This is a genomic window from Paenibacillus sp. FSL H7-0943 (assembly GCF_037963265.1).
Lineage (GTDB): Bacteria > Bacillota > Bacilli > Paenibacillales > Paenibacillaceae > Paenibacillus_AQ > Paenibacillus_AQ odorifer.
Genome location: NZ_CP150148.1, coordinates 3,109,718 through 3,126,471 on the forward strand (window position 1 = coordinate 3,109,718; position 16,754 = coordinate 3,126,471).

Below are 16,754 nucleotides of genomic sequence, written 5' to 3' on the forward strand. Positions count from 1 at the left end.
CGTGGAGGTGCTCTTATGTTTGCAATCATGCAATTAATAGGTGGAGTGATTCTTTCTTTGGGATGGATCCCGCAGATTGTTCAAATCCTCAAATCAAAATCCGTAGCCGATTTAAATCTCAAATCGTATTTACTTATGCTGCTCGGGATTAGTTTAATGGAAGCTTATGCGATCAGTTTGGCGGTTACGGGGGTTGGATTAGCTTTTTTGATTACGAATACGATGTCTTTATGTGTTGTATTGCTGGTTATTATTCTAGTGATTAAATATCGAACAAGACCATGAATGAAGCTTATAAATTTAATCTAGAAAGTGAATGCAGGAGGTTAATTTGCGCGAAAAAAATTATACATATGAAATCGATGCGGTAACTTTTCAATTGCAGGAAGCCTGTGATTTTGCTTGGTTAACTAAGCTGGGAAAAGTGTTTAAAGTGTTCGATCAGCAAGACTCCGGAAATCTTTCTTTTGGCGTGGATCAGGATGGGAAGAAGTATTTTGTGAAATTTGCTGGGGCGAAACCTTTGACTTATGCCGGGAATCCTCGGGATGCCGTTAACCGTTTAATTGAAGCTATTCCGTTATATAACGAACTTAGATATGATGCGCTGATCACGCTACTGTCGCATTTTGAAGTTGAGTCGGGGTATGTAGCAGTCTTTGATTGGTTTGCAGGTGAATGTTTACATTCGCATTGGCTGTTTGCGGGAGAAGCGAAGCTGAGTCATCCGGAGTCGCCTTTTTTTCGTTATAAGCAATTATCCGTTGAAAAACGTCTGTCTTCATTAGATGTAATCTTTTCGTTTCATGAATATGTGGAGTTACAGGGTTATGTGGCTGTCGATTTTTATGATGGAAGTATTCTATATGATTTTGTAAACGATGAAACTAAAATTTGTGATATTGATTATTATAGACGTAAGCCTACTGTAAATGATCTAGGAGAGAACTTCTGGGGTTCATCCAGATTTAAGTCACCGGAAGAGTTTATCTTGGATGCGCCGATTGATGAAGTTACGAATGTATTTAATATGGGCGCCACAGCATTTGTTTTGTTAGGAGGAGCATCCGATCGATCGTTTGCAAAATGGGAAACCAGCCAAGCCCTCTACGAGGTTGCTTTGCGGGCTGTCAGTGCGGTGAGGGAGCAGCGGTATCGGAATATAGCGGAATTTAAATTGGCTTGGGATGCGGCAAAAAATGTTTGAGGCTGGAGGGAAGGCGAGGGATATATTTGGAGGTAAACTTTTATGATTTGGATAAGGAAAAAGAAGTTGAGCTGAAGTACGTTGTTATTATGGTTAAACATGGTGAAGAATGGATCTTAGCGAGACATCAGAACCGTTCGACGTGGGAGTTTGCCGGAGGGCATATAGAGGTTGGCGAAATCCCGGAGCAGGCTGCTGCCAGAGAATTATATGAAGAAACGGGTGCGGAACAATTCTCACTTTTTCCAATAGCTATTTATAGGGTCACTAGTATCGACGCTCCAGAAAATTATGGTAAGTTATATTTTGCAAATGTGGAACAGTTCGCAGAACTTCCTCCTTATGAGATGGCAGAAATCAGAGGATTTACTGAGATACCAAAAGAGCTGACGTATCCCTTGATTTACCCAGCCTTGATATCAAAAGTTCAGGATTTCATTAACCATTCATCTTCAGCTGTAGGATAAGAATGATAGCCCTGCTGTTGTCACATGATATGATTAATAAATAGAACAAGCAGGAGGGATTTCATTGAAAAGAGACATTCAGCATGTACCCTATGGCTATGAGCCACCAGTTGAGCAACGTAAAGGGACTTTAGTGTTTTACGACTCTTTTGAACATATAACAGATCAAGAGCTTGAAGTGGCGGCAAAAACTGCAACAGACCGGCGTTTCACCAAACTGGTGTTATATCCACTTCATGAGGAAACGGTGCGACGGATGACCAAAGAGCCGGTGAGCGCTTATTATAAGCGAGAGGACCGGCTGCATGAATGGAAAAGGGAGCAAGGGCGTAGCTTTATCACGGTAGAGAGTTTGGAAGGGAAGCGAAAGAAGTATACTCCGCTTGATTCCGCGTTGCGGCATCTTTTGGAGATCTATCCTTCGCCGATTTTTCTGTATTTAACGCCTGAGGTGGCGAATCAGTTCGCGTCTTATTCTTCTTTTGAAGAGTGGATTGTAAAGATTCGGTTATTGTTGCCAGCTGCACCTTCATCACTGCATCCACGGTTACTAAAATTTCGCCATCGCTGGGTTGTTGTTGGAGAAGAGAGAGATTAAAATTAACAAATTTAATTTGTGCTGCTTTGTTTACGTCTATAATTGTACATTCTCCATTGATAATGGATAAAACATCCGATACAAAAACCTAGGATTGCCACAGTGGCGGCCACCGCAACGAGCGCTGTGAAAATGTAAGCTGCGATCGTCCAGCCAACGATGAAGCTGATGAGACCCCCTGCGAGGCAGAAGACAGCTATGCTTTGATTAAACTGTTGTTGTGACCAGTCTTCGAGTACATAGTGGGAACGCTCTTTTGTCAGAAACCTGGCAGCTAGCTTAATGATGGGATTATAACCGAACAAAAGACCGAGCAATCCGGCTAACAAGGGCAGCGCTAGTATCCAGTGTTGTCCTGTTAGCCAGGTTAATATTACAGAAATGACGATAAACGCCTGATTAGTTTTTACTAATGGCCGGGGAATTCCTTTGGGCACGTTTTGCATTTTATTCACACCTTTCTCATTGGAATAATTATAGTATACGCTGTGATTGTGGGAATGGGAAGTAGATAATTTCAAGCGGACGTGGGGTGTCGGGAGTTAATTTAGTGAGGGAGAGAGAAGGTATGGAGATGGCTGGAAGCGGATGGGGAATATGGGGCGTATGGAGGTAGGTGGAGCAGATGGGCGGATGAAGCAGACGGGCTAGAAGGGGGCAGATGGAGCAAATGGGGCGAGTGAGGACAGAAGGAGCAGATGGGCTGGATGGAGGCAGGTAGTAATTTATTGCGAAAATACAGATGGACATTAATAGCATCCACCCACCCAGCACATTACGTCCTCACCTCCTCTCCACAGCACATTGGGCCTTCTCTCGTTCACACCATCTCGTTCACCTCATCTGCTTCACACCATCTCCTGCACACCATCTCCTTTACACCATCTCCTTCACCTCATCTCATTCACTCCATCGGACCCCAGAGTCCTTATATGCTGGAAAAGTAACCTTTTGAGTAATTATCGGACCCCAATGCAGCTATGAGCACAAAAAGGGATGAAAACAGTCCGGTTTGAGGGGAATAGCGACGGTGAGGTCCGATAAATTGTGAAAAGACATGATTTAGCGCAAATAGCAGCATCTGAGTCCGACAGGGAGGATGGAGCTAACCTAACCTAACCCAACCCAACCCAACCAACCCCCACGATCTTCCGCCAAAATTACTTTGAATTTAAGTAATTTATGTGTTGACATATCTCTTTGAAATATGGTTTTATTATGTAGACCAATTGTTATAATGCAAAGGAAGTGTCAGCTTGTCGAACAAGCCGAATACGCGTGAGGCGATTTTGGACACAGCTTCGAAATTGTTTTTTTCTCAGGGATATCATGCAACAGGACTGAATCAGATTATTAAAGACAGCGATTCACCGAAGGGGTCTCTTTATTACTACTTTCCTCACGGTAAAGAAGAACTGGCTTTAACATGTATTAACCGGACTAGTGAAGTTGTCGCTCAGAAGCTTAGACATCATATGGAGAACAGCAAGAGTGCGTCTGAGGCAATGGAGGATTTCATTTTAGGAATGGCTAAAGATGCTGTGGAATCCTCATACGAGGGGATTGTTCCGTTTAGTTTTTGGTTGGCGGCGGAGACATCCTGTATTAGTGAGGAGCTGCGGACTGCATGTAAATCTGTGTTTATGGACTTGCAGGATGTGATCAAGAAACGTCTTTTGGATGAGGGCGTAGAGAACAGGCCCGCGGCCGATATGGCTTCAGTGGTAATCTCTTTATTTGAAGGGGCGCTTCTCCAGACGCTGACTTTTCGGGAGGAACAACCGCTTCTCGCGGCGGCAAAGTTTATCCCAGTAATACTTGGTTAGATACAGACAAATAGATAAGATTATCAGGAGGATTAAGGGTGGAAGCAACTATGCAAGGGAATCAACAAAAAGAGGTCAAGAAGTTTAAGACTATTCCAATTCTTGTCTCTTTATTACTAGCAGGTTTTATCGGAATGTTCAGTGAAACGGCATTAAATGTTGCCTTAAGCGATCTTATGAATGTCCTACAAATTACCCCAGCAACAGCACAATGGTTGACAACAGCTTATCTGCTTACACTGGGTATATTAGTACCAATTTCGGGGATGCTGCTTCAATGGTTCTCGACGAGACAGCTGTTTATAGCGGCTTTATGTTTTTCAATCCTAGGAACATTCCTAGCGGCAGTATCACCTAACTTTGAGTTCTTACTTACAGCAAGAGTGGTTCAAGCTATGGGAACAGCGCTTCTGTTGCCACTGATGTTTAATACAATCCTTATCATCATTGCTCCTGAAAAACGTGGGGCAGCAATGGGGATGATCGGTCTGGTTATCATGGTTGCTCCGGCGATTGGGCCTACCATTGCTGGACTGCTTATTGAAAGCCTCAGCTGGCACTGGATCTTCTGGTTGTCATTGCCATTCTTAGTGATTGCATTGATATTCGGGATTCTGTTCATGCAGAATGTAACAAAGGTGACGAAACCGAAGATTGATATCCTTTCTATTGTCTTATCTTCACTCGGGTTTGGCGGTATTGTGTTTGGTTTCAGCAGCGCCGGGGAAGAAGCGGGCTGGGGAAGTCCGAAAGTGATCATTGCGATCATCGTAGGTGTAGTAGCACTGTTATTGTTTGGACTTCGTCAAATGAAGATGAAGGAGCCAATGATTAATCTGCGTGCTTTTAAATATCCAATGTTCGCTATTGGTGTAGCTATGGTATTTATCTGTATGATGGTTATTCTGTCCTCCATGTTGATTCTTCCGATGTACCTTCAACAAGGACAAGGTTATACAGCTTTCAAAGCGGGTCTGTTGCTGCTTCCAGGCGGAATTATAAACGGATTGATGTCCCCAATTATGGGTCGTATGTTTGATAAATACGGTCCGAAATGGCTCGTTATTCCAGGTCTGATTATTGCAGCAGTAGCCTTGTGGTTCTTCTCCAGTATTACTGTAGCTTCTACGGTTGTGTTCGTAATCGTACTTCACAGTACGCTTATGATTGGTATTTCGATGGTATTTATGCCGGCACAGACGAATGGTATTAACCAGTTGCCACTAGAACTTTATCCAGATGGTACAGCTATTATGAATACACTGCAGCAGGTTGCTGGTGCCATTGGTACTGCATTAGCAGTCAGCATTATGACCGCGGGTTCAAAAAGCTACATGAAAACTGTGGAGAACCCAGCAGATCCAGCTAATATGTTACCTGCGTTCACGAACGGTGTACAAAATGCTTTTATTTTCGGAATGAGTATGGCGATTGTAGGACTAATTCTTGCTTTCTTCATAAAAAGAGTAGTTGTTAATCATAAAATGAATACTCCGATGCATTAATAAATAAATTTGACGCAAGAAAAGGTGTTCGAATAGGTTAGTTTGTAAAATCCCCTTAGGATAGACAGTGAAAAAAAGTTCATGATCTCTTGGACTTAACACTGTTGATCGAAGGGGATTTTTTTGTTCGCAATAAGAAAGAGGACCACTCCTCGGTAGAATACCGAAAAGCGACTCCACTTAAAGCTTTCTTTTTAAGAAAAATGCTGGGATATATTAGTCAGATATTCTTCTTCGGCCGTATTTTCTTTCATTTGAATGAGCATTTTTGCAATTCACCAACAACATATCGGAATTGACTTGTCCCATCTGTGGCGGCTTGATATATTGTTTTCGCAACAAGTTCTGGAGGCGAAGCATACGCAGGTTGTTTTTCCATCTCACCCAATTTACCCAAAAATGCAGTAGTAAAAGGTTTATATTCCGTTAATGCTTCATTAAAAAAGAACTCCATCGATCTACCACCAAAGTCTGTCTGAATGGCACCAGGTTCAATTAACTTTACTTTGATGTTTTGTGATGCTAATTCATAAGATACGGATTCAGAAAAACCTTCTACGGCAAATTTCGTTGAATGATACAGAGACATTGTAGGAAAGGTTACTTTCCCACCCATAGAAGAGATATTGATCAGCAAACCATCTTGGTTAGCTCTAAAATGTGGCAGCATGGCTTTAGTCATACTGATAAGACCAAAAACGTTGACTTCAAACTGTCTTCTGATCTGCTCATCTGTAGCTACTTCTATAAGTCCCATTGTTCCATAACCAGCATTATTGAGAAGAACGTCAATTTTACCGAACCGTTTGATCGCCTCCTCTAACGCAGGTTGAATCGTGTCTGCTTTCTCAACATCGAGCCGTAACACCAACACATTATCAAGTGTAGTGAATTCACTTTCTTGTTCAGGTGAACGCATCGTGGCTACCACATTCCATCCTCTTTCAGCAAAATGTTTTGCTGTAGTTCTACCGATACCAGACGAAGCACCCGTTATAAAAATTGTTTTCATCTACAATTCCTCCTAAAAGTTTTATGAGCGGTACATCTTAACCTGGTTCGTATTAAAACTCACTTCGTAAGTACTAACTTCTCCATGTTTAACAATCCCTCAGCAATGGTTGTTAGTTTAGCCTTATATTCTTCTATGCCAATTTGAATGCAGATGATCTGTGCTGGATGCATTTCATCTTTATAAAGCGAATACTGAGTGAGTAATTGATCTAACTTATGTTGTGATTCCTCTTGAGCTTGCTTCAACCAAATAATCACCTTCTCATACCCGACAAATTCACCAAAATAAAGCCTCATCATAAAATCAGATTTCTTAATACTGTCAGCCTCTAGTGGGGCTAGTAAATAGGCATTAAAACTATCTCTTCCTTTATCCGTGATGTTTAAAAGATTTTTATTAGGCTTACCTTCCTGAGGTATGTTTTCCTTAGTAATCAGACCCTCCTTTTCCATGCGAGCAAGTGTAGGGTAAATCGTTCCATAACTAGAACTATAGAAATTAGAGAATATTTCCTCCAATAACTGCTTTATTTCGTATCCAGTCAACGATTTTTTCATAAGCATGCCTAAAATAACATCCTGACTGTTCAAAATAGGGCCTCCTTTAAGTTTCTAAATATTTGTATATCGTTATCACAATATATCAGACCTTTATATATTGAGTCAATATATATTGGACGGATACTTGGAGTTGTTTTTTTATGTATTCATAATAATTAAGAGACATCCCGAAAAAACGACGATCGCTCCCTGGCAGAATACCGGGGAGCGATCGTCATTTAATTCTCACTTATTAAATTTTCATTGTGTCCATTCCATCATATATACTCGTTGTAACTCCACGTTAAGGATCACGATACAGTAGCTACCATCATCTTTTTTCTTATAGTAATAGAATCCTCTTTCTTCGAGTTCTATAGGGTTAGCCCAAAATAATTTTTCGTATTTTTCTTTTTCATTTGGATAAATGGCAATCACAGAGTCTTTGAAACTTGATATTCTCTCTTTTAAGGGGTCAATGGATTCAACATTGAGGGGATGCCAAAATGCTGCATCTTTGATTTCTTTGAATTGCTTTTCGTCATAATCTAATACGTAATAGCTTTCGCCATCCCCATGGAAACTGGGTGGACTTTCAAAAATCACCTTTGACTCTGTAGGTTTAGAGATCGATATGCCCCAATTTATCTTCCACGTCTCATAATAGTTCATTGAATTGTTACGGAGCATATATCCAACGAAAATAAATATGAAAAGAACGGTAAAACTCAAGATTGTTATTGTTGTTTTTCTCATCGTTGATCTCCTCAACATGCTGCTTGTATTACCATTATTATACATGAATGAGGAGGGAATAAGGGCTTTCTTAATAGAAACTTTACATACATAGATTTACGATGTATAGTTGTCCTAGGTATAAAAGGATAACTAATATTCATGATATACAGATATTAGTCATGGGAAAAAAAGCAAATCAACAGTATAAATCCCGTAGAATGAGCCGAATCCGGCTCGACGAAGTAAATCAACGGTATAAATCCCGTAGAATGAGCCGAATCCGGTCCGACGAAGCAAATCAACGGTATATATCCCGTAGAATGAGCCGAATCCGGTCCGAGGTAGCAAATCAACGGTATAAATCCCGTAGAATGAGCCGAATCCGGCTCGACGAAGTAAATCAACGGTATAAATCCCGTAGAATGAGCCAAATCCGGACCGACGAAGTAAATCAACGGTATAAATCCCGTAGAATGAGCTGAATCCGGCTCGACGAAGTAAATCAACGGTATAAATCCCGTAGAATGAGGCGATTCCGGTCCGAGGTAGCAAATCAACGGTATATATCCCGTAGAATGAGCCGAATCCGGTCCAAGGAAGTAACTCAACGGTATATATCCCGTAGAATGAGCCGAATCCGGCTCGACGAAGTAAATCAACGGTATATATCCCGTAGAATGAGCCGGATCCGGACCGAGGAAGCAGATCAACGGTATAAATCCCGTAGAATGAGCCGAATCCGGTCCCACGCCAATTGTAATGTTAGAATTTAGGAGGTGTTAGCTGTTGAAAGTAAGTAAAGAGATGCTGAAGGGCAGTACGGGTACATTAATTCTGACTCTTTTACAGGAGAAGCCATTATATGGTTATGAGTTAATCAAAGAGCTGGAGCTGAGATCACAGGGTGTTTTTTCATTAAAAGAAGGAACCTTGTATCCAATTCTGCATGCGATGGAAAGTGAGCGCTGGGTAGAGGCTTACTGGATGGAGGTAGAGGGAAGGAAGCGTAAGTACTATAGAATTCTGGATGAAGGTAAAGAGAAACTCAAGGAGAAAAAAGCAGAATGGGTTATGTTTAAAGGTGCAGTTGACTCCGTTCTGGGAGAGGGTGGTGTATGATGAAAGAGAGGCAACAGCAATTTTTGGATGAAGTGTGTGCAGAGATTAAAGCGAAAAAAACTCACCCAGAGATACGTCAAGAATTAGCTAGTCATCTAGAAGATTTAATTTGTGAAAAAGAATCAGACGGTGTATCACGGGAAGAAGCCATAGCTTGGGCGATCTCACAAATGGGGAATCCGCAAACGTTAGGAAAAGAACTTCATCTAATACATAAACCACATGTACCTTGGGGATTGTTTGGCGTTGTAGCTATATTATCCGCGATCAGTCTGATCGGAATGAGTTCTGTGGATGTAGGCTACAGTGATATTGTTAAAGGTGCTTTTTTGGATAATGCGTTTAGACGCCAAGCGATAAATATACTTATTGGAATTGTATTGATGTTTGGATTGTATTTCATTGATTTCAGAAAGCTGAGAAGTTTCTCGTGGGTATTATACGGAACATCAATAGCAGGAATTCTGTCGAGTATATTCTGGGGGATAACAATAAATGGAGTAAATTATGGTCCTAGGATTTTTTTGATCTTACCTGATATGACATCCTATCGTCCTTATGTTTTGATAGTCGCGTTAGCAGGGATTTTAGTGAATCGTAAGGAATTGGCTAAAAAGAAAACTTGGCGAAGTGGGTTGTTCGACATAAGCCTTCTGTTAGCACCTGCATGGCTTCTTATCTCTTTAAACTCTCTTCCAGAGCTTGTAGTGTATCTAATCTCTTCACTACTATTATATGTATGGATTACTCGCGATTGGATAAAGAGTGTAGTATTATTAGGGTTCTTTGTAATAGTTGGACTAATGTTCATCTTCAATAGCGACTACCTGATGGTCAGAATTATTAGTGCAATAAATCCATCTTTAGATCCAGAAGGTTATGGCTATATATATCAAGTAATGCGTGAAGTTATTAGCTCAGCGGGTTGGTGGGGGCACGGATTCGGAGCAGTAGAACAAAAGCTGCCGTATGTTTACTCAGATATGTTGCCTGTCTATCTTATTCATTGTTTTGGTTGGGCGGGGGCGCTGCTTTTGCTTGCAGTTATCTCCTGGTTCTTTATCAAGCTTCTATCTACGATACGAGCGATTCGTGAGCCCTATGGACAAGCTTTAGTGTTGGGTTTGGCATTTTTACTAGCCATAAGACTAACCTATGGTCTTGCTGTTTTGAGCGGCGGAATGATGTTGACTTCTATCCCGTTCCCTTTCCTGAGCTATGGGAGTCATGTGTGGTTTGAATATGCGGCTATTGGACTTTTGATGGGCATTTATCGTAGGAAGGACATTGGAGCCGTCCAGGATAATACTGTACTGAGTTAGATTCAGGATCCTCTCGTATGTCTAATTATTAAGTATGAATACTTAAGGGAGGTCTTTTAATGGGATGGAAAAAAACAGGCTTGTTAAGTATTGCCTTTGCCCTAGGCTCTATGGGAGGGTTTGGGAGTATACATACAACTGATACTGTAGCTGCCGCAACTGTGAAAGAATCTGCAAAAGTCTATAACCAATTCCAACAATATGTACAGAAACCGGCATCTCTTGCTAACGCACGGAATTATTTGATTAACCATATCAAAGAAGTGGATACCTGGACAGCAACTCAGATGACACTCCAGCTCGAAAATGCACAGAAGGCATATTTACCTGTGTACTCTGAGAAGGTTTTTCCGGAGAATGTTCAGAAAGAGATAAATAATGCTTTTTCCAAAAGCAAAAATCTAACCTACAGCACACTCCTTAATGCGATCAAAGATCCCAATGTACGCAATATGTTAATTGAAGGACGGGATAAGGGGTATAAGCTGGAGACTAGTGAGGGCATGTACTATCCAGTGATGCATTATGAGGGGTTCAAAAGCTTTAAGCCGTATGTCACAAAGGACATCGCTGCTTATATAGACATCATGGCCACTGAATCGAATCAACCAAGTGTTTTTGATGCAGCTATTGTGATTAGTTGGACAGAGTTAACGAACAGGGCGCTTGCACTGGAGGATTTTGTGACGAAATACCCAGCTTCCAATCGGTCAACCGTTCTTCAAAAAGAGCTGCTCAATGCAACTTCACGCTTATTATATGGATCAAGCAACACACCAGCTTATGACTATGATGAGCAAGTAATCAAACCTGAAGTAAAGAAGGCGTATGAGAATGCATTAAAAGGAAACAAAAGCGACACCAGAATCCTAATGATTTTAGAAAAACTACTGCAGTTACTTGATTCCACGAATAATAAACTCACACCTGAAGTGGAGAAATTTCTGAATCAAACGGTTAATTCGAAATGAAAAGGCGGGATCTATTGAGAAGCGGATTTAGAGGAACAAAAATCATAGTTTTCGCATTTGTGCTGTTGTTATGGATAAACACTATTTTTATGGGCAGTGCAGATGCAGCTTACGTTGGATCATCTACAGACAATGTACTGCAGCAAATGCAGCTGGAGAAGAAAAACCGTCTGCCGCAAGGATTTGTCTATTTGGATGAAGTGATACCTACTGCCCAATTTGAAATTCGCTATTACGGAGACAATAATTTTGTAGGGAAGCGGATTGATGGTTATAAAGCGCCTTTAGCGATCTTTTCACAGACTGCAGCTACAGCCTTGAAGGCAGTAAGTGAGGATTTAGCCAAAAAAGGATATATCCTAAAAATCTATGATGCTTATCGTCCGCAGACCGCGGTGAATCATTTTGTAAGATGGTCACAGAATTCCGCGGATACTAAGATGAAGCAGCAATATTACCCGCTACTGGATAAACGTAATTTATTCAAACTCGGATTTATAGCGAAAAAATCAGGACATTCCCGTGGCAGTACCATCGATTTAACGATCGTCAATAAAGAGACCGGTCTAGATGTAGATATGGGCAGCCCGTTTGATTTTTTCGGAGAGATCTCTTTTTATGATACATCGTTAATCACCAAGACTCAGAAAGCAAATCGCGCAATTCTCAAAGAGGTTATGGTGAAGCAAGGCTTTAAACCTTATAGTAAGGAATGGTGGCATTTTACGCTGATAAAAGAACCTTTTCCTAAGCAGTATTTTGACTTCAAGGTGGAATAATTATTTCTAAAGAAGTGGCCCAACATAATGTTGAACGGCTTCTTTTTTTGCTTGTCTTGATTATCCTTAGGATTAGCACATGCTGGAAACGCACATAATACTTGTAATAACTAAAGGGAGGTTTCGAGCGGATGATCAAAATGGCAGCGGTTGTTGTGTTAGGTGTTCTATTTTTAACTAATGGATTTGGTGGATTTGCCGCTCCAACAGTATGGGCAGACTCCGGCCAGGTTAGCGTAATTTTGAATGGTAAACTACTGGAAACTAATCCCCATTCAGCCTACAATAAGGGTTCCACGGTCATGATTCCGCTCAGAGAGGCTTCCAATGCACTGAAATATACAACAACATATCAAAAAAGTTCAGAAACTATAACGCTAACAAGGATAAATGAAATAATTAAATGGAAGCTTAACGAACATTTAGTTAGCATCAATAATGCACAAGAGTTAGTTTTTAAAGATGATTTCGAATTCAGACAGGATCATATCTATGTTCCAATCTCCTTTTTTAAGACAATTGGTTTAGTAACCTCATATGATGGGGAGTCCAATCAAGTTGAAGTGTATACCCCTGAAGTGACAGCGAGTGTTATAGCGGGGTTACTGGTCGGCGGTAAATATAATGAATTATCGGAGCGATATCATTATGATGTGGTCGTAAATAAGCCAAGCTCAAATGGATTACTGGAAGACTGGAAGCAAATTACGATAAAAGCCGGGAATTATCATGGGATTAAATCTACAAAAAGTAGCTATAACGAGGATCAATTTTCTATCCGCTGTGTATTGGATTTTGCAGAGACAGAGATTCCACTTGAAATTATTTTGAACACATCGGGCAAAATTATAGAATTAAGAGAGACGCTCTAATCGGAAAATGATTCCATGATGACTATGCACATTTCCCAAGCGAGAAGATTTTAGGGGATTATGCATAGTCTTTTTGCTGTTCTAATATACTTTCCCAGATAATTTCTGAAGGGTATCGTAAACCCGATGTGTTTTTAATGTAAAAAATGGTTTTATTTGTTGACTTCCAGATTCATCGAATGTAAATTAAAATTTGAAATAATCAATAAAGCATTTAATTAAATTAGAGAAATGAGTGGAGTACTGGATGACAAAAACAATGACTGGAATGAGTACTGCAGAAGAGCAACCCTTTTCGTTAAAAGCAATCATCCCCCCGCTTCTTGCTATTATTGTCGGTATGATTATGGTTATTCTGGATGGTACTGTTGTGAATGTGGCCGTTCCCAAGCTGGTTGATTATTTTGCTTCCGATCTCAAAACGATTCAGTGGGCGATTACGGGTTATACTTTAGCTTTAGCGGCTGTAATCCCACTCGCGGGCTGGATGACCGATCGTTTTGGATCGAAACAAGTTTTTCTGGCAACTCTTACGATGTTTATTCTTGGCTCTATGTTATGTTCGGTTGCACAAAGCTCATCTCAGCTCATTATTTTTCGAGTCATTCAAGGTCTTGGCGGGGGGATGGTTGCTCCCATTGGGATGGCGATGGTTTTTAAATTAGCTCCAGTAGAACGTCGAGGTTCTATTATGGGGATGCTTGGTATTCCAATGCTCTTAGCTCCGGCACTCGGTCCAGTCTTATCCGGTTGGCTGGTGGAGTACGTAAGCTGGCACTGGATCTTTCTGATTAATGTACCTATTGGAATTGTTGGCATTATTCTTGGTGTTAAATATTTGCCGAAGTCTGAACAAAAGAGCAAAGGCAAACTCGATATCCTAGGCATTATCCTTGCCCCAATTGCCTTCTCTATGTTGGCTTATGGGGTGAATGAAGGCGGTGGAACAAGCTGGTCGTCTACTCCCGCTATTGTTGGCTTATCTGTTGGAGGGGTTGCATTGATCCTTCTTGTCATTGTGGAGCTGCTTCACAAAAATCCGCTTTTACAACTGCGAGTTTTTCGTTCGTCGGATTTCACTCGGGGTATTATTTTAACTTGGGTTATGCAAGCTGCTTTGTTTGGGTCCATGTTATTTGTGCCCCTTTACCTGCAGCAGATTCGAAGCTATACCCCGCTGGAGACCGGCCTGATTCTACTTCCGCAGGCTTTAGCTTCAGCAATCGGAATGCCGATTGGCGGCAGGTTGTTTGATAAGATCGGGGCTCGTCCGCTGGCGTTTGTTGGACTTAGTATCATTACGGTCACCTTGTTCCTGTTATCCGGAATTAGTGTTACAACAAATTTATCGTTAATTATGACATACCTGGGTTTCTTAGGCTTTGGGATGGGTCTAACGATGATGCCTTTGAATACTCATGTCTTGAATGCTGCTCCACGTGAATGGGTGGGAAGTGTAACTTCACTTACTGCTGCTGCTCAACAAGTCGTTGTTTCATTTGCTATAGCTGGAATGACAGGTTACCTGACTAGTCAGATCGCTGTTCATATGGGAGCACTGAAAGCGGGAAGTAATCCTTTGACAGCCGCAGTTAGTGGTTTTGATGATGTGTTCTTCCTGTCTGGTTGCATAGGAGTGGTAGGTGTATTGATGAGTATTATTTTGCGCAAGCCTAAGCTTTCTGCTGGCGATCCTACCTCTGGAGAGGGACAGAAGGCAGATGCGGCGATGATGATGGGGCATTAATTGAACCCAAAAACATAGATAATATAGAAAAGGCGTCGTTCAGCTTGTATAGTTGACCGACGCCTTTATTGTTATAAATGCTCTGGTTTCTTCTGAGCCCACGATGCGGGGAGACTTGCTTTACCAAGCAGCTCAGAAGCCACGATTCCCAGCAGAACAAGCGCTGCGCCAGCATAGCCTTGCATCGATAACTTCTCAGCAGCGAACCAATAACCAAACATCGCAGCGAAGACCGGCTCAAGGGAGAAGATTAGTCCGGTGCGGGTTGGTGAAGTATATTTTTGAGCAATAGGTTGCAGGATGAAGCCACAGGCACTGCATAGGATACCAAGCGCTAGAATTGCTGCCCAACCTGGCAAAGTAGAGGGGAGCGAAGGTGTCTCGAAGATTGCGGACAACACTAAGGCCAACCCTCCGGCAAATCCTAACTGCAAGATTCCAATATTCAGGGAATCACATTCTTTTACCGCCTTGCCTGTAAATAAGATCTGTACCGCATAGAACACTGCCGAAAGAATACACAGAAAGTCACCCGGTTGAATAGTTAAGGTTGCATTTAAGGTAAGAAGTCCAATCCCGGCTATGGCGAGGATGGAGCCGAACACTTGCGGAGGTGCAACTCTTTTTTTGAAAATAACTCGATCCAAGATCGGTACAAAAATAACCGTCAATGCAACTAAAAATCCTGCGTTTGAGGTGGTGGTTGTTTGAAGTCCGAAGGTTATACATGTGAATACGCCTAGCAGGAGGAATCCGAGGAGAGCACCATATTTTAATGTTCTCATGTCTACTCGTCTTAATCGTTTGTGGAATATCATAGCGGCTAATATAAAAGCAAGTCCGAAGCGGAGTGCAATCAGATTGAATTCGCCTAACGTACCTAACCCCATTTTCATAAATATGTAGGAGGAGCCCCAAAATAATGTTACAACTAACAGCAGCAGCTCAGCTTTGAGCGGTTTCATCTCTTCATCCATCCTTCTTCATTTTCAACTCAATATAGTATAATACGGCTCTATACATAAGGTAACTGAATGTTTATCATAGGATACATGAGTAAAACTTATGTAATTTATAAGGGTGGGAACAGAGGTTGAGCATTAATAAATATGAGATTTTTCTGAAAGTTGTAGAGCTAGGCAGCTTAACAAAAGCAGCAGAAATGTTGGGTTTTACGCAATCCGGAATTAGTCACACCATTAGCAGCTTGGAGATGGAGTTTGGGTTCGCGTTATTAATTAGAAATAGATCCGGTGTGAAATTGACGGTAAACGGGGAACAAGTTCTGCAGCCTATCCGTGAAATCTTGAAGTGGAACGAGAAATTGAAGCAGGAGGTAGCGGACATCCACGGGCTAGAGATTGGCACGATCACCATCGGTACGTTCACCAGTGTGTCTGTGCATTGGCTGCCAGGGATGATTAAGCAATTTCGCAGTGAATACCCATATATAGAAATCAAGCTGATGGAAGGCGGTTATTTGGAGGTTGAGCAGTGGATAGAGGCTGGAGTGATCGACTGCGGTTTTATTTCACTGCCTACACGTGAGAAGTTTGACGTAATTCCTTTAAAAAAAGACCGGATGTTAGGGATTGTATCTAAAGAGAATCCACTTAGTGCAGAACCCTTTCTTTCCTTATCGCAAATTGCTAAGGAGGATTTCATTATCCCGAAAGCAGGCTCGGATTATGATGTTAGACGTGTGCTGGATAAGGCGGGTATTAAACCTCATGTTAAATTCTCAGCAGGTGATGACTATGCCATTATGTCGATGGTGGAGAAAGGCCTTGGCATTAGTATTTTGCCAGAGCTTGTCTTGACCCGGCAAAATTATAATGTGGCCATGCTAGAATTGGAGGAACGTAGTTTCAGATCGTTAGGAATTGCTGTCCACTCTATGAAATATGCTTCTCCCGTCACCAAAAAATTCCTAAAGCATGTGCAGGTGTGGCTGAAAGATAACACCTAAATAAATACGTCAAAAAATAAGAAACTGATACCTCATCAAAGTTAAGGGAGATCAGTTTTTTTGTTTAGTACTTCAGCTAG

General features: G+C 41.4%; 19 protein-coding genes. 13 read left to right on the top strand and 6 right to left on the bottom strand.

Annotated features, from left to right (window positions below):
• The first annotated feature begins 15 nt into the window (after positions 1–15).
• The 4 genes from NSQ55_RS13575 to NSQ55_RS13590 all read left to right on the top strand — a co-directional run bounded on the left by NSQ55_RS13575 (position 16) and on the right by NSQ55_RS13590 (position 2,272).
• A complete protein-coding gene (locus NSQ55_RS13575) occupies positions 16–285 on the top strand; it encodes a PQ-loop domain-containing transporter (protein WP_076126195.1) in 270 nt (89 codons plus the stop codon).
• 46 nt (positions 286–331) lie between these two features.
• Complete coding sequence (locus NSQ55_RS13580; protein ID WP_339173939.1) at positions 332–1,207, top strand: serine/threonine protein kinase; 876 nt, start codon at positions 332–334, stop codon at positions 1,205–1,207.
• Between the two features lie 26 nt (positions 1,208–1,233).
• Entirely contained in the window at positions 1,234–1,674 is a 441-nt protein-coding gene (locus NSQ55_RS13585; RefSeq protein WP_076305477.1) for an NUDIX domain-containing protein, read from the top strand.
• A gap of 64 nt (positions 1,675–1,738) precedes the next feature.
• On the top strand, positions 1,739–2,272 hold the full coding sequence (locus NSQ55_RS13590; RefSeq protein ID WP_339173942.1) for a hypothetical protein: 534 nt from the start codon (positions 1,739–1,741) through the stop codon (positions 2,270–2,272).
• An 11-nt stretch (positions 2,273–2,283) separates the two neighbouring features.
• On the opposite strand, the gene NSQ55_RS13595 is transcribed toward NSQ55_RS13590, so the two are convergent.
• Positions 2,284–2,718 (bottom strand): DUF4395 domain-containing protein, encoded by a 435-nt coding sequence (locus tag NSQ55_RS13595; RefSeq protein WP_339173945.1) that lies wholly within the window; start codon positions 2,716–2,718, stop codon positions 2,284–2,286.
• Positions 2,719–3,528: 810 nt separating this feature from the next.
• Here NSQ55_RS13595 and NSQ55_RS13600 point away from each other — a divergent pair.
• Entirely contained in the window at positions 3,529–4,098 is a 570-nt protein-coding gene (locus NSQ55_RS13600) for a TetR/AcrR family transcriptional regulator (protein ID WP_339173948.1), read from the top strand.
• A 50-nt stretch (positions 4,099–4,148) separates the two neighbouring features.
• Positions 4,149–5,603, top strand: a complete 1,455-nt coding sequence (locus tag NSQ55_RS13605) for a DHA2 family efflux MFS transporter permease subunit (RefSeq protein ID WP_076130929.1) — start codon at positions 4,149–4,151, stop codon at positions 5,601–5,603.
• A gap of 250 nt (positions 5,604–5,853) precedes the next feature.
• On the opposite strand, the gene NSQ55_RS13610 is transcribed toward NSQ55_RS13605, so the two are convergent.
• The 4 genes from NSQ55_RS13610 to NSQ55_RS13625 form a co-directional block, all read right to left on the bottom strand.
• Positions 5,854–6,615 (bottom strand): SDR family oxidoreductase, encoded by a 762-nt coding sequence (locus NSQ55_RS13610; RefSeq protein ID WP_339173951.1) that lies wholly within the window; start codon positions 6,613–6,615, stop codon positions 5,854–5,856.
• 59 nt (positions 6,616–6,674) lie between these two features.
• Positions 6,675–7,208, bottom strand: coding sequence for a PadR family transcriptional regulator (locus tag NSQ55_RS13615; protein ID WP_339173953.1), 534 nt, complete (start codon positions 7,206–7,208; stop codon positions 6,675–6,677).
• 210 nt (positions 7,209–7,418) lie between these two features.
• Positions 7,419–7,913, bottom strand: a complete 495-nt coding sequence (locus NSQ55_RS13620; protein ID WP_076309349.1) for a hypothetical protein — start codon at positions 7,911–7,913, stop codon at positions 7,419–7,421.
• Positions 7,914–8,072: 159 nt separating this feature from the next.
• Complete coding sequence (locus NSQ55_RS13625) at positions 8,073–8,447, bottom strand: hypothetical protein (protein ID WP_339173955.1); 375 nt, start codon at positions 8,445–8,447, stop codon at positions 8,073–8,075.
• 234 nt (positions 8,448–8,681) lie between these two features.
• On the opposite strand from NSQ55_RS13625, the gene NSQ55_RS13630 reads away from it, so the two are divergent.
• The 6 genes from NSQ55_RS13630 to NSQ55_RS13655 all read left to right on the top strand — a co-directional run bounded on the left by NSQ55_RS13630 (position 8,682) and on the right by NSQ55_RS13655 (position 14,705).
• On the top strand, positions 8,682–9,014 hold the full coding sequence (locus NSQ55_RS13630; protein ID WP_076186012.1) for a PadR family transcriptional regulator: 333 nt from the start codon (positions 8,682–8,684) through the stop codon (positions 9,012–9,014).
• Positions 9,011–10,336, top strand: coding sequence for an FtsW/RodA/SpoVE family cell cycle protein (locus NSQ55_RS13635; RefSeq protein ID WP_339173957.1), 1,326 nt, complete (start codon positions 9,011–9,013; stop codon positions 10,334–10,336). The genes NSQ55_RS13630 and NSQ55_RS13635 overlap by 4 nt, the downstream gene beginning before the upstream one ends.
• Before the next feature lie 59 nt (positions 10,337–10,395).
• Positions 10,396–11,307 carry a hypothetical protein gene (locus NSQ55_RS13640; protein WP_076306756.1) on the top strand — a complete coding sequence of 304 codons (912 nt, stop codon included), beginning with the start codon at positions 10,396–10,398 and terminating at the stop codon, positions 11,305–11,307.
• Between the two features lie 14 nt (positions 11,308–11,321).
• Positions 11,322–12,086, top strand: coding sequence for a M15 family metallopeptidase (locus NSQ55_RS13645; protein ID WP_217696913.1), 765 nt, complete (start codon positions 11,322–11,324; stop codon positions 12,084–12,086).
• A gap of 131 nt (positions 12,087–12,217) precedes the next feature.
• Complete coding sequence (locus tag NSQ55_RS13650; RefSeq protein ID WP_076186004.1) at positions 12,218–12,958, top strand: stalk domain-containing protein; 741 nt, start codon at positions 12,218–12,220, stop codon at positions 12,956–12,958.
• Positions 12,959–13,205: 247 nt separating this feature from the next.
• On the top strand, positions 13,206–14,705 hold the full coding sequence (locus tag NSQ55_RS13655) for an MDR family MFS transporter (RefSeq protein WP_076129292.1): 1,500 nt from the start codon (positions 13,206–13,208) through the stop codon (positions 14,703–14,705).
• 71 nt (positions 14,706–14,776) lie between these two features.
• On the opposite strand, the gene NSQ55_RS13660 is transcribed toward NSQ55_RS13655, so the two are convergent.
• Positions 14,777–15,670, bottom strand: a complete 894-nt coding sequence (locus NSQ55_RS13660; protein ID WP_076129293.1) for a DMT family transporter — start codon at positions 15,668–15,670, stop codon at positions 14,777–14,779.
• 128 nt (positions 15,671–15,798) lie between these two features.
• Here NSQ55_RS13660 and NSQ55_RS13665 point away from each other — a divergent pair, with 128 nt between their 5' ends.
• Positions 15,799–16,674: a LysR family transcriptional regulator gene (locus tag NSQ55_RS13665; protein WP_076278999.1), complete on the top strand. Its 876-nt coding sequence runs from the start codon at positions 15,799–15,801 to the stop codon at positions 16,672–16,674.
• The last annotated feature ends 80 nt before the right edge of the window (positions 16,675–16,754 follow it).

Coding starts and splice junctions, on each gene's coding strand:
- NSQ55_RS13575 (WP_076126195.1), top strand. CDS start 16: ATGTTTGCAATCATGCAATTAATAGGTGGAGTGATTCTTTCTTTGGGA.
- NSQ55_RS13595 (WP_339173945.1), bottom strand. CDS start 2,718: ATGCAAAACGTGCCCAAAGGAATTCCCCGGCCATTAGTAAAAACTAAT.
- NSQ55_RS13605 (WP_076130929.1), top strand. CDS start 4,149: ATGCAAGGGAATCAACAAAAAGAGGTCAAGAAGTTTAAGACTATTCCA.
- NSQ55_RS13610 (WP_339173951.1), bottom strand. CDS start 6,615: ATGAAAACAATTTTTATAACGGGTGCTTCGTCTGGTATCGGTAGAACT.
- NSQ55_RS13620 (WP_076309349.1), bottom strand. CDS start 7,913: ATGAGAAAAACAACAATAACAATCTTGAGTTTTACCGTTCTTTTCATA.
- NSQ55_RS13635 (WP_339173957.1), top strand. CDS start 9,011: ATGATGAAAGAGAGGCAACAGCAATTTTTGGATGAAGTGTGTGCAGAG.
- NSQ55_RS13640 (WP_076306756.1), top strand. CDS start 10,396: ATGGGATGGAAAAAAACAGGCTTGTTAAGTATTGCCTTTGCCCTAGGC.
- NSQ55_RS13650 (WP_076186004.1), top strand. CDS start 12,218: ATGATCAAAATGGCAGCGGTTGTTGTGTTAGGTGTTCTATTTTTAACT.
- NSQ55_RS13655 (WP_076129292.1), top strand. CDS start 13,206: ATGACAAAAACAATGACTGGAATGAGTACTGCAGAAGAGCAACCCTTT.
- NSQ55_RS13660 (WP_076129293.1), bottom strand. CDS start 15,670: ATGAAACCGCTCAAAGCTGAGCTGCTGCTGTTAGTTGTAACATTATTT.